At 42.9% G+C, this 12,891-nt stretch carries 14 protein-coding genes; 13 read left to right on the top strand and 1 reads right to left on the bottom strand.

Features of this window, described 5'->3' with window-relative positions:
• Positions 1-57: 57 nt before the first annotated feature.
• Complete coding sequence (locus ABG082_RS17995) at positions 58-1,089, bottom strand: pectate lyase (protein WP_138826679.1); 1,032 nt, start codon at positions 1,087-1,089, stop codon at positions 58-60.
• Between the two features lie 489 nt (positions 1,090-1,578).
• Between ABG082_RS17995 and sigY the strand changes: the two genes are divergently transcribed.
• From sigY to ABG082_RS17930, 13 genes are all read left to right on the top strand, one after another.
• Positions 1,579-2,109, top strand: coding sequence for an RNA polymerase sigma factor SigY (gene sigY / locus ABG082_RS17990; RefSeq protein WP_241511627.1), 531 nt, complete (start codon positions 1,579-1,581; stop codon positions 2,107-2,109).
• Positions 2,109-2,420, top strand: coding sequence for a YxlC family protein (locus ABG082_RS17985; protein WP_008345570.1), 312 nt, complete (start codon positions 2,109-2,111; stop codon positions 2,418-2,420). The genes sigY and ABG082_RS17985 overlap by 1 nt, the downstream gene beginning before the upstream one ends.
• Positions 2,417-2,629 carry a hypothetical protein gene (locus tag ABG082_RS17980; RefSeq protein WP_017368315.1) on the top strand — a complete coding sequence of 71 codons (213 nt, stop codon included), beginning with the start codon at positions 2,417-2,419 and terminating at the stop codon, positions 2,627-2,629. Before ABG082_RS17985 ends, ABG082_RS17980 begins: the two co-directional genes overlap by 4 nt.
• Positions 2,630-2,937: 308 nt before the next feature.
• Positions 2,938-4,308, top strand: coding sequence for an NADP-specific glutamate dehydrogenase (gene gdhA / locus ABG082_RS17975; protein WP_081114251.1), 1,371 nt, complete (start codon positions 2,938-2,940; stop codon positions 4,306-4,308).
• 83 nt (positions 4,309-4,391) lie between these two features.
• The gene (locus tag ABG082_RS17970) at positions 4,392-4,505 is read left to right on the top strand and encodes a hypothetical protein (RefSeq protein ID WP_008345567.1); all 114 of its coding nucleotides are present in this window, start codon (positions 4,392-4,394) and stop codon (positions 4,503-4,505) included.
• A 111-nt stretch (positions 4,506-4,616) separates the two neighbouring features.
• Positions 4,617-5,999, top strand: a complete 1,383-nt coding sequence (locus tag ABG082_RS17965) for a hypothetical protein (protein ID WP_060781549.1) — start codon at positions 4,617-4,619, stop codon at positions 5,997-5,999.
• Positions 6,000-6,067: 68 nt separating this feature from the next.
• Positions 6,068-6,682, top strand: a complete 615-nt coding sequence (locus ABG082_RS17960) for a class F sortase (protein ID WP_348936341.1) — start codon at positions 6,068-6,070, stop codon at positions 6,680-6,682.
• Positions 6,683-6,924: 242 nt separating this feature from the next.
• Positions 6,925-8,868, top strand: coding sequence for a BglG family transcription antiterminator (locus tag ABG082_RS17955; RefSeq protein WP_348936340.1), 1,944 nt, complete (start codon positions 6,925-6,927; stop codon positions 8,866-8,868).
• A gap of 121 nt (positions 8,869-8,989) precedes the next feature.
• Positions 8,990-9,295, top strand: a complete 306-nt coding sequence (locus ABG082_RS17950) for a PTS sugar transporter subunit IIB (RefSeq protein ID WP_007497889.1) — start codon at positions 8,990-8,992, stop codon at positions 9,293-9,295.
• Positions 9,296-9,309: 14 nt separating this feature from the next.
• Positions 9,310-10,659, top strand: a complete 1,350-nt coding sequence (celB, locus tag ABG082_RS17945) for a PTS cellobiose transporter subunit IIC (RefSeq protein WP_007497888.1) — start codon at positions 9,310-9,312, stop codon at positions 10,657-10,659.
• Between the two features lie 26 nt (positions 10,660-10,685).
• The gene (locus ABG082_RS17940) at positions 10,686-11,012 is read left to right on the top strand and encodes a PTS lactose/cellobiose transporter subunit IIA (protein WP_008345561.1); all 327 of its coding nucleotides are present in this window, start codon (positions 10,686-10,688) and stop codon (positions 11,010-11,012) included.
• Positions 11,009-12,337 (top strand): 6-phospho-beta-glucosidase, encoded by a 1,329-nt coding sequence (locus ABG082_RS17935; protein ID WP_007497885.1) that lies wholly within the window; start codon positions 11,009-11,011, stop codon positions 12,335-12,337. Before ABG082_RS17940 ends, ABG082_RS17935 begins: the two co-directional genes overlap by 4 nt.
• A 117-nt stretch (positions 12,338-12,454) precedes the next feature.
• Positions 12,455-12,853 carry a hypothetical protein gene (locus tag ABG082_RS17930; RefSeq protein ID WP_025208200.1) on the top strand — a complete coding sequence of 133 codons (399 nt, stop codon included), beginning with the start codon at positions 12,455-12,457 and terminating at the stop codon, positions 12,851-12,853.
• The last annotated feature ends 38 nt before the right edge of the window (positions 12,854-12,891 follow it).

Below are 12,891 nucleotides of genomic sequence, written 5' to 3'. Positions count from 1 at the left end.
AAAATGGATGACAAGAACGTTCGGACAGAACATTTCTGCCCGAACGTTTTTTTGAGATTAAGGATTTACTTTTCCTACACCCGCATTTGATACAACTTCTGATTTCACATTGTTCACGTTAAGCAAAGAGTAGTTATAAGGAGGGTTGTACGTACCTGTTGAAGACGTTGGCAGGCTACCTGTGCTGTTAATATAAGAGTTGTTGATGACATGCCAAGTACCAACTTTACTGCTGTCCCAGCTCCCGATGGCATTTTTCGTGTTTTCAAATACGTTGTGCTCAATTCTCATTTTCGCGCCCATACGTGAATTAATCGCTGTTGTTAGGATGTTTTTGTAATAGTTGTTATACACATGGCCTTCCCCGAAGCGCATAGACGGTACACGAGAGTTCAAGTTTTCAAAACGGTTGTTGTGGAACGTGATTTTTCTGTTGTAGTTATCGTTATCGGAGCTGCCCATCAGCATTGTTTTCCAGCTGTCATGGACATAGTTCCATGAGAACGTAATGTAATCGGAGTCATTTTTCACATCGAATAACCCATCATAGTCATCTTTCCCAGAGTTCAAAGTGTTATAGAGTTCATTATGGTCGACCCATACGTTTTTAGAGCCGCCTTCGATTCCGATGGCATCTTTATCACCGATTTTGCTGTGATGGATTTTGAGGTTGCGGATGATGACGTTATTGGCGCGCCATACTTTAATACCAATCCCGTTAAATTCGCCGTTTGTCCCTTTACCGACGATGGAGACATTGTTTGTATCTTTCACATCAATTTTATTGGCTGAAGTATTAGAAGGAGTAATCGTTCCGTCTACCACGATTTTCAATTTTTCATTTGTTCCTTTGCTTTTGAGGGCAGCTAATAGTTCATTTCCGGTTTTCACCGTCACCGTTTTACCGCCTTCACCGCCTGTTGTACCGCCATTTAATGTGGAGAATCCTTGCTGATTAAAATTGGCCATAATCGAAGGGCTTTCTGGATATTTCGTTGCTGCTTTTGCCTCTCCATTTGGCGCAAATAATGAAGTCACGAGACCAACCGCTAACACACCAGCTAACATTGGAACTTTTTTCTTCAACATGAACATCTCCATTCTATATTTTGTTTTAATGTAAACGTTTCCAAAATAAGCTGCGATTCAACCGCTCCTCCTTCCTTCGCCAGCATCGCCTCTTTCGGAATGTAGGAAGAGCATAGCACGCAAAAAGGTATCATCGGCTAAGAATTGGAACGAAGTATTCCACGATTTTCAAGGAAACTAAGGCAATGATTATTTCAATTTATCTAAATGAGACAAGGATCATTGACGATAGGTATTGGGGTAACCTAGTGATTATGAAAAGGACGTTCCCCATTTGAAGGAAAATCAAGATGATTACAAAAGCGTCATTTTGTTAGAGACAAAGAAATGTCATAATCATTACATAAGAAAAAAATGGATATCAAATAGATCCATGCGCTTAACAGCAGGTAGAAAAGGCTCCAATTTAAAAAAAGAAGGTCTATTTTAAACGATGCGATCACCGGTGTCGTCTAATCAATAAGAGAAAGAAAGGAAGGAGGGACGTGTTTGGAGCAGACCGAGGAGACTTTATGGATCAAGCGGGCAAAACAGGGGGATGATGCTGCATTTACCGCCCTTTATCGGCATCATTATTCGTTTCTTTACCGTTATTTGATGAAATTGACCCTTCAACAAGAGCTGACAGAGGAGATCATGCAAGAAACGATGCTCAAAGCGTACATGAAACTTTCTTCTTTTAGAGGAGATTCATTATTTTCAACATGGCTCATGTCCATTGCATCTAGACAATTTTTAGATCATCAAAAGAAAAGAAAACGTGAACAAACGAGAGAAGGGAAGGCGAATCAAGAAGCCATCCGCCGGTTCAAATGGGATGTTCAGCAAAAAGGCCATACTTGGCATGACATGTGGGATGCTTTAAATGAGTTAAAGGCTCAGGAGAGAGCACCGATCCTTCTCCATTATTATTATGGCTTTACTTACCCTGAAATCGCTTCGATACTCGGGGTGAGAGAAGGTACGGTGAAATCGAGGGTTCATCATGGGATCAAGAAAATTCGAAAGGAGTGGGACTGATGAAAGAAGACCGTTTCGCCGATCGTTTAAAAGAGGAGCTGCAGGAGCTCGATGAACAAATCGAAGTAGAAAAGCCGAGTGAACAAGCTTTGATGTTGATGCTAAAGCAGGCAAAGGAAAAAGAGAAAAAACGTTTTAAACAAGAAGTGCTGGCGTACATCATCGTCAGTCTGACCATCATGACACTTTTTGCAGCTGCCATTACTCATTTGCCCATCATCTTCATTCTTCTCCAAGTGGTGAGCGTGCCGCTCTGTGTGGTTGTCGGCATCAAGGAATATCAACAGATTAAAGGAGGGTCCTCCTTATGAGTCAGACAGATATGATCATCTTATTGTGCGTATTGCCGTTACTGTTTGCACAAGGATTTCTCTTATTTATGGATGCTAAGAAAAGAGGGCGTTATAAATGGTTCTGGGGCATCATTGGGTTAATCAACTTCCCATCTTCTTCTATTTTATATTGGCTGTGTGTTGTCTTACCTGATCGGAAAAGAGGAGAAAAGCTCAGAAAAGATTGAAAGACGTTGTAAAACTTTTGACCTTTTTTTTGAATGATCATCATCTAGAAAAAGTGAAAGTTTCATGAATGTGTCAAAGAAAGCGGGATGTTGAACGTCCAGTTCGTCATTTCTAGCACGATAGTCATTCTTTGAGCGGGTCATCTTCATGATGAAAGGTGATCCTGCTTGATCTATCTCATTTCGGCATCGTTTTCATCTGTTATCAATATTGATCAGTTTTTACAAATGGTGTTAAATTAATCTCAATATGCGTGAGAAAATCTAACAACCAAAGAGTGAGATATTGACAAGGAGGCAGATGAGACATGTTGACCTTAGATCGAGCAGCACAAACAGCACAAAGCTACATCCACCGTGTGCTAGAGGATGTAGAAAAACGAAATCCAGGCGAGGCGGAATTCCAGCAAGCCGTGAAAGAAATTCTGGAATCCCTCGTCCCGGTTTTTGCAAAACACCCAGAGTATGAAGAACAGGGGATCTTAGAACGCTTAATTGAGCCTGAGCGGCTTGTGATGTTTCGTGTACCGTGGGTAGACGATGAAGGCAAAGTACAGGTGAACAGAGGATTCAGGGTTCAATTTAATAGTGCCATCGGTCCTTATAAGGGGGGCATTCGTTTCCACCCATCGGTCAATGCAAGCATCATCAAGTTTTTAGGATTTGAACAAATCTTTAAAAACGCACTGACAGGTTTGCCGATCGGCGGAGGAAAAGGTGGATCAGATTTTGACCCTAAAGGGAAATCTGATGGAGAAATCATGCGTTTTGTTCAAAGTTTTATGAGTGAACTCAGTCGTTATATTGGACCTGATCAAGATGTACCGGCAGGAGATATTGGTGTAGGTGCACGCGAAATTGGCTATATGTTCGGCCAGTACAAAAAAATGCGTGGTGCGTATGAAGCAGGTGTCCTGACAGGAAAAAGTCCTGGTTTTGGAGGTAGCTTAGCGAGAAAAGAAGCGACAGGCTATGGACTGGTGTACTTTATGGAAGAAATGTTAAAAGCCCACGGAATGCAATTTGAAGGGCGATCTGTTGTTGTGTCTGGGTCAGGAAATGTATCGATTTATGCGATGGAAAAAGTATTGGAATTAGGCGGAAAGGTTGTGGCTTGTAGTGATTCAAGCGGAGCCATTTACGATCCTCAAGGCATTTCACTTGAGACAGTGAAGCAGCTGAAGGAAGTCGACAACCAGCGAATTGGTGCCTACATAGACATTCACCCGCATGCTGAATTGATTGAAGATTGCGAACAAATTTGGTCTCTCCCTTGTGACATTGCGCTGCCATGTGCGACCCAAAATGAAATTTCAGAGTCGCAAGCACAGCAGCTAGTGGCAAACGGTGTCATCGCTGTAGGAGAAGGGGCCAATATGCCGTCCACACTTGGGGCCGTCAAAGTATTTGAACAACATGATATTTTGTTTGCACCAGCAAAAGCGGCAAATGCTGGCGGAGTGGGTGTTTCGGCGTTAGAAATGGCGCAAAACAGTGCGAGAATGTCTTGGACTTTTGAAGAAGTAGATGGTCAGTTGAAACAAATGATGCAGTCGATTTATCGTCAGTGTACCGAGACTGCTGAAGAATACGGACACTCTGGAAACTTAATGGTAGGCGCAAATATTGCAGGATTTCGCAAAGTGGCAGATGCCATGATCGCACAAGGCGTCATTTAACTCCTGCTCTCCCGCACCTGTTTATTTCATGACAAGATCGGGAATCGTCTTGTAAGAATGACAATAAGGAGGCGCGGGAGAAAATGAAAAAGTGGCTGAAACAAATTGTCAAATGGGCACCAGTGATTTATCCAGTGGTGAGGAAAATATACAAAGAACGAAAAGCATCCAAAAGTCGTAACGTATCAGCCGGGTAATCCGGCTTTTTTTTATGAAATGAATGAAACAAAAAAATATGCTGTGGGAATGATCCATTTCACTTCTCTCTCCGTTAAGTACATAACAAACGGAAAGAGGAGGCAAAACAGATGAAAATGAAAAAAGCATTTTTAACGATCCCGCTTAGTGCAGCATTATTATTACCAACTGCTCAAATGGCAAGTGCACACGAAGGACATATGCATGGGGATGCAAAAAAGTCGTCATCATCACAAGAGGTGTCAAATAAAGCAACGGATCTTCGCGCAGCGCTTGATCAGCTGTTCTCAGAGCATGCTTATTTAGCAGTGATCACGATGCAAAAAGGAATTGATGGCAGTAAAGATTTTGATCAAGCAGCAGCAGCGTTAAATGAAAACACGAATGATCTATCAGATGCGATCGCCTCTGTGTATGGAAAAAAAGCAGGGAAACAATTCAAAGAGATTTGGTCAAGCCATATCGGTTACTTTGTTGATTATGTACAAGCAACAGCGAAAAAAGATGAAGCAGGTAAAAAGAAAGCGGTCAAAGAGCTTGATCAATACCGCATGAAACAAGCTGATATGCTTGATAAAGCAACGGATGGAAGATTGAAAGCAAGTGAACTTGAAGAAGGTTTAAAAATGCACGTCAATGAACTGCTAAAAGCTTTTGACAGTTACACAGAAAAGGATTTTGATACAACCTATGAAACGGTCAGAAAATCCATTCATCATATGTTTGAAGTAGGTAAAGGCGTATCATGGGCGATTACAGATCAATTTCCTGGGAAATTTGATCAAAAATCAGTGGATACTCCAGCCGCAGATCTTCGTGAGGATTTAAACTACTTGTTCTCAGAGCATTTGGCACTCGCGGTAGTGGCTATGCAAAAAGGGAATGATGGCAGCAAGGACTTTGACCAAGCGGCAGCAGCGTTAAATGAAAACACGAATGATCTATCAGATGCGATCGCTTCTGTTTATGGAAAAGATGCAGGAAAACAATTTAAAACGATCTGGTCAAGTCATATCGGATATTTAGTTGATTATGTTAAAGCGGATGCATCAGGAGACGAGCAAGCAAAAGAGAAGGCTGTTAAAGATTTAGATGCTTACCGTATGAAACAAGCAAAATTTTTAGATCAAGCGACAGATGGCCGCTTGAAGGCGGCTGACTTAGAAGCCGGGTTGAAAACCCATATTGATGAGCTCATCAAAACGTACACGTCTTATCACAATGGCGAATATGATCAGCTGTACCCGACTGTCAGAGAAGCATACGGCCATATGTTCATGGTTGGTCAAGATGTCGCATCAGCTATTGTCGATCAGCATCCTGACATGTTCAAATCCAACATGCCAAATGAGATGCCGAAAACAGGTATGGGAGGCACAGCCGGTCCATTAGGTATGTCATATGAAGCATTTGCTGGGATGATGGCAAGCCTCATCTTAGCCGGAGGTGCAGTGGGGGCGTTCTTCCTCATTCGCCGTAAACCATCAAATTAAACAATATCAAGACAAGAGGGAACGTGCACAATCGTGCCGTTCCTTTCTTCAAAAGGAGGTCGACTTGCGTGAAAAGATGGCTGTTTGGTATTCTGACGCTTTTCATCATCACGGGCTGCGCATCCCAATCAATAGATGAAAAGTCATCCTCTGAAACTGCATCATCTCCTGAGCCAATGACAGCAAAACAAGCCAAAAATCAATCTCATTCACACGACATGTTAAAAGATGAGCCATCGGGTATTGTTCCCGCTGACATCTCCATTCCAGCGATTGATGTCCAAGCAAAAGTGGAGAAAACGACTTTATCAAAGGATGGCAGTATGGGTGTTCCGCAAAATACAGATCACACAGCTTGGTTTGAAGATGGTCCGAAGCCTGGTGATAAAGGGAATGCTGTCATAAATGGTCATGTTGATAATAAATGGGGTCCAGCTGTTTTTTATCGACTAAAGGAGCTAAAAAAGGGAGACAAAGTCATTGTGACATCCTCGTCAGGGGAAAAGCGAACCTTTGAGGTTCTCAAGGTGAAAAGCTATCCGCGCGAAGAGAAACCAAATGCTTTTTTCGGGTACGCCTTTACACGGAATCTCAATTTCATCACATGTACGGGAACTTTTGATCATGCAGCCGGTACACATGAAAAAAGATTGGTTGTCTTTACACAACTGATTTCCTCATAAGAAAAAGGCGGATACACGGAGGTGTAACGCCTTTTTTTCATGATTTCCACAACAGCATCTTAGAAGAAGATTCATAGGTCATTAGATATGGTTGGATGTATAAATAGGGGCGTTTGTCATATAAATGAGTTGGCAATTTTTATTTCTTTTCAGTAGAATATGAGTAATGAAGAGAACTGTAAGCGTATACAACCTGTCCAAACAAGGCAGATTCTCCACCCTAAATGAAGGAGGCCGACCTAATGCTGAGTAAAAGACTGGCGCACATTTTAAGTCAGCTGATGGCAGCTGAGACTCCTCTCACGAGCGCTGCGCTTTCTGTCAGTTTACAAGTGACAAGCCGCACCATCAGAACAGACATCAAGGAACTGAATGAGCGTCTAGCCCCTTATCAAGCAGCTGTATCAGCTGTTAGGGGCGCTGGCTATGAGCTGTTGATCAACGATGAGATTGCCTTTCGCCGTTTTATGAAGGAAGAAGTCGAACAGGAAGAACCGCTTGCTGTTCTTCCAGAAGAACGAGTTCGATTTATTTTGAAAAAGCTGCTTCTAGCGGAATCATATGTGAAGCTGGAAGACTTACAGGAGCAGCTGTTTATTAGTAAATCGACGATGAGTAATGACATGAAATGGGTCAAACGTAAGCTCGAACCCTTTGATCTGAAGCTGGAAGCAAAGCCGAATAAAGGCTGCCGGATCAAAGGATCTGAGATGAAAATCCGTTATTGCATGTCAGAATATTTATTCAATGAACGGCGTTCCTATCAAACAATGCTGAACACGGCGGTTACGATTTTGCCAAAACAGGAGCTGGAATTGATTCAGAGAACCATGATTGATTATATCAACGAGGAAAAAATGAATCTATCAGACATTTGCATGAATAATTTAATTGTTCATATTGCTATTGCCTGTAAACGGATTAGACACGGAAACTATGTATCTGTGCTGCCTGAAGAAATCAACGAAATCCCAAGGGCAAAAGAATACAAGGTAGCCAAAAAAATGGTTGAGCGTCTTGAAGGGTTGCTGGATGTCTCATTCCCACAAGAGGAAATCGTTTATATCACCATTCATTTGCTAGGAACAGCCAAAATGGTACAGTCTTTTTCAACGGGCGGTCAAAAACAAATTGTGGATGATGACACGAGCCGTCTTGTTCAGCTGATGCTGAAAGCCATTGATCAAAAATTGCAGCTGGATTTAGCGGGAGATGCGGAATTGCTGATTGGCCTCAGTTTGCACTTAAAGCCAGCGATCAATCGGTGTAAGTATGGAATGAATTTAAGAAATCCAATGCTTGATGAGATCAAAGCGGGCTATCCAATTGCCTTTGAAGCAGGGATTGTGGCGAGCAGGGTCATTGAAGAAGAGACAGGTTTGTCCATTCATGAAAATGAGATCGGCTATATGGCACTTCATTTTGGTGCGGCCTTAGAGCGCAGGAAAATGGAGATACCACCGAAGCGATGCCTGATTGTCTGTGCGTCTGGTGCAGGGAGTGCAAGGCTACTTCAAGATCGATTGCGGTCACAATTTGGGTCAAAGCTGACCATTTTAGGCACAGCAGAGCTTTATTCGCTTCCGCATGTCTCTTTACATGCATTGGATTTAATTATTACAACCATTCCCATTCATATGGATTTACCGATTCCGGTCATTCAAGTGAACACGATTTTAGGAGGCAGTGATTTTTTAAAAATAGAAGAAGCTTTGACAAGTGAAACAAGAGTGACATTAGCCACGCAATATATGAAAAAGGAATTGGTCTTTACAAAACGCGCCTTTCAAACAAAGGAAGAGGTCATACACTTTCTCACGCAAAAGGTCATTGACATGGGCTTAGCGCCAGCAGAACTTACACAATCTGTGATGGAAAGAGAAGAGTCTGCACCGACTTCATTTGGACATTATACAGCGATTCCGCATCCGATGACCCCGCTGACAGAAGAGACGTTTTGGGCGATCTGTACATTAGAAAAACCGATCATTTGGGGAGAGAAAAAAGTTCAATTTGTGTGCTTGCTTTGTGTCGAAAAAGAGAACGCCAAAGACTTAAAAGGCATGTACCGTCTGCTTGGAGAGCTTGTCCATCATGTGAAATTTATTCAGCACCTCATCACCTGTGACACCTTTGAAGACATGCTGGATGTCATGTATAAAAAAGCGCCTTCGTACAAGAACTAATGGTGTGATATTAACTTTTTCCGCTTCCTAAAGGAAAAAGTATGGGTGTTTATGAAAGCGGTTTCATAATATGATGAATGTGTAAAGAAAAGCTTCATACTTCAAAAAGGGGGCGTTTACAATGAACATTTTATTAGTTTGTGCAGCAGGTATGTCAACAAGCTTACTTGTCACAAAAATGGAGAAAAGTGCACAAGAACAAGGAAAAGACTATCGTATTTGGGCAGTATCTGGAGATGCTGCAAAAAATCATATTGATCAAGCCGATGTGCTTTTATTAGGACCTCAAGTTCGTTATTTATTACCGCAAATGAAAAAACTCGGAGAAGACAAAGGAATTCCAGTAGACGTGATTAATACCGTGCATTATGGCGTATGTAATGGTGCTGAGGTTTTAAAATCTGCTGAACAGTTAGTGAACGGATAAAGGGGGCGGAAGGGATGAATGGATTCAACCGATTTCTAGAAGAGAAGGTTATGCCGTTTGCAGGGAAGATTGCCGCTCAAAGACATTTACAAGCATTGCGTGACGGAATTGTTTTAACCATGCCTCTCATTATCGTCGGTTCACTGTTTCTCATTTTAGCCAACCTTCCGATTCCAGGATATAGCGATTTTATGGCAAGTGTCTTCGGAGCCGAATGGGCCACGAAACTATCCTATCCTGTGAATGCCACCTTTGACATTATGGCACTTGTTGCGACCTTTGGGATCGCGTACAGGTTAGCTGAAAAGTATGCAGTCGATGCACTGTCATCTGGTGCAATTGCTGTCGCAGCTTTCCTTCTAGCCACACCTTATCAAGTCCCGTTCACACCTGAAGGATCAACAGAAGCTATCCTAGTGAATGGCGGTATTCCCGTCACACTGATGGGCAGTAAAGGGCTATTCGTTGCCATGATTATTGCCATGCTTTCCACCGAAATTTACCGCTTTATTGTACAGCGGAATATCGTCATCAAAATGCCTGATGGTGTACCGCCAGCAGTTAGTAAATCGTTTATCGCACTTATTCCAGGTTTTGTGGTCATCACGCTGATCTGGGTCGCTAGGCTTCTGATTGAGATGACACCTTTTGAGAGTATTCATAATATCATCACGGTCTTAATCGGCACACCACTATCCATTCTTGGTGGAAGCTTAGGCGGAAGTATCGTTGCCATCGGTGTGCAAATGCTCCTCTGGGCATGTGGTATTCACGGAGCCACCATTGTCGGCGGAGTCATGGGTCCGATTTGGCTCGGTGCGATGGATGAAAACCGTCTTGCCTTCCAAGCAGGAGAAGTGCTGCCGAATATTTTCACAGCGCAGTTCTTTGAAATCTTTATCAATGTCGGCGGAAGCGGCGCGACGCTTGCTTTGGTACTGACCATGATCTTGCGTGCGAGAAGTAAACAAATGAAACAGCTTGGCCGTCTTGCGATTGGGCCAGCCATCTTTAACATCAACGAACCGATCATTTTTGGAATGCCGATTGTGATGAACCCAATGCTTCTCATTCCGTTTATCCTTACGCCAATTATGATGATCATCACCACATATATCGGAATGAGCACAGGACTTGTAGCAAAACCGGCAGGGATCGCTGTCCCGTGGACAATGCCGCCAATCATTTCAGGCTATCTCGCAACAGGCGGGAAAATCTCTGGCGCGGTCATGCAGCTGATTAACCTTGCCTTGTCATTTGCGCTATACTATCCATTCTTTAGAATGTGGGATAAGCAGAAATTGAAAGAAGAAAATGAGCTTGAAGCAAAAGCATCAACAGATGAAAATGTCGTCAGCATGTAATAGAGGGAACAAGGGGGATGCGGCCGATGGAAATGGAACAAATTGTGTTTCAACTCATCTTGCACGGTGGTAATGGCAGAAGCTCGGCCATGGAGGCCATTACATGTGCAAAGCAAGGCAATTTTGATGAGGCGAAGCAAAAATTGCAGGAAGCACAAGACGCGTTAAATGAGGCGCATCACGCACAGACAGAGCTGATCCAAGGAGAAATCAGAGGAGAGAAAACCGACGTCAGTCTCTTGATGATTCATGCACAGGATCATCTGATGAACGCAATGACCGTCAAGGAGCTTGCAGCTGAAATCATTGAGCTCCATGAAAAAATGAAGCAATTCGGAGGTGTCAATTCATGAAAGACGGAATCAAAATTGTCACAATAGGCGGTGGATCAAGCTATACGCCTGAGCTCGTCGAAGGGTTTATCAAACGATATCAAGAATTGCCTGTAAAGGAATTATGGCTTGTGGATATTGAAGCAGGTCAGGAAAAGTTGAACATCGTGGGTGCCCTTGCAAAACGTATGGTTGAAAAAGCAGGTTTGCCGATTGAAGTGCACCTCACCCTTGACCGCCGGGCAGCTTTGAAAGATGCGGACTTTGTCACGACACAATTCCGTGTAGGACTGCTCGAAGCCAGAGCCAAGGATGAAAGAATCCCGCTTAAATATGGCGTCATTGGACAGGAAACGAATGGTCCAGGCGGTTTATTTAAAGGTCTACGCACCATTCCAGTCATATTAGACATCGTGAAGGATATGGAAGAGCTTTGTCCAGATGCTTGGCTGGTGAACTTTACAAATCCAGCAGGCATGGTCACAGAGGCGGTGTTACGCTACACGAATCTGAAAAAAGTGGTCGGTCTATGCAATGTGCCGATTGGAATCAAAATGGGCATTGCAAAAGCGCTGGATGTCGATGTCGAACGCATTGAAGTACAATTTGCAGGCCTCAATCACATGGTCTATGGCTTAGATGTGTATTTAGACGGGGTCAGCATTATGGATCAAGTGCTCGATGAATTAGGAAATCCAAATAGCCAGTGGTCCATGAGGAATATTGAAGCGAAAAACTGGGAGCCTTCTTTCGTCAAAGGCTTAGGGGTCATTCCATGTCCGTATCATCGTTATTACTATAAAACGAAAGATATGCTGGAGGAAGAACAAAAAGCGGCTCAAGAAAAAGGAACAAGAGCAGAGGTTGTGCAGCAAGTCGAGCATGAATTGTTTGAGTTATATAAAGACCCAGATTTATCGATTAAACCGCCGCAACTCGAAAAAAGAGGCGGGGCTTATTACAGCGATGCAGCATGTAATTTGATCAGTTCCATCTACAATGATAAACATGACATTCAACCGGTAAACACAGTGAACAGAGGAGCGATTGCCAGCATTCCGGCCGAATCAGCGGTTGAAGTGAACTGTATCATTACAAAGGACGGACCAAAACCAATCGCGACAGGTGATCTGCCTGTGGCTGTGAGAGGACTCGTTCAACAAATCAAGTCCTTCGAGCGTGTGGCAGCTGAAGCAGCTGTGACAGGAGATTACGAGACGGCTCTTGTCGCCATGACCATCAATCCACTCGTTCCTTCTGACGAAATTGCAAAGCAAATCTTAGATGAAATGCTTGAAGCGCACCGTGAATATTTACCGCAGTTCTTCAAATCAGTAAATGCGTAAAATAAAATGGCCCCTTTATGGGGTCGTTTTTTATGATTTTTTCATATGGAAACCGGAGAAAGCAGTGTATGATAGAAAAAACAACATGTACTGCTTCAAAGAAAGGACGGTTAGAATATGGTGGCAATTGGTTTAATGCTTTACGGCTTTATCGTTCAACCTCTACTTAGTTACGGCACAGTGGTTTTGTTTTTGTATGGAATCATCGCTTCATTTATTGGTCTGATTCGGCATAGACAGGATGTGTGGATGTATGTTCTCCGCTTGCTCGTTTGTTTTACCATTCCAGTAACCAATCTGTTAATGTATTTCGCAACCATCGGTGGAGATGAAAGAGACTTTGATTTCCAGCCGATGCCGCCAGTTTATCATCTTGTTTTTATCCTAGAAATCATCATCGTCTTTTTACCAGAGATCTTTTTACTGATCGAGAGAAAGCGGAGTATCAAAGGGAAACAGTGGATATATGCAGGGGCCATTGTGGGGATATCGGTCTTGTTTTGGTGCACGATTTGATGAGAGGCTGACGGACACCTAAGTCTTTTTCGCCTTTT

Origin of the sequence: Bacillus sp. BS1807G30 (genome assembly GCF_040047675.1) — a bacterium.
GTDB lineage: Bacteria > Bacillota > Bacilli > Bacillales > Bacillaceae > Bacillus > Bacillus altitudinis.
Note: the sequence above shows the minus strand (reverse complement) of the source record. Positions and strands in the feature narration are given on the sequence as shown.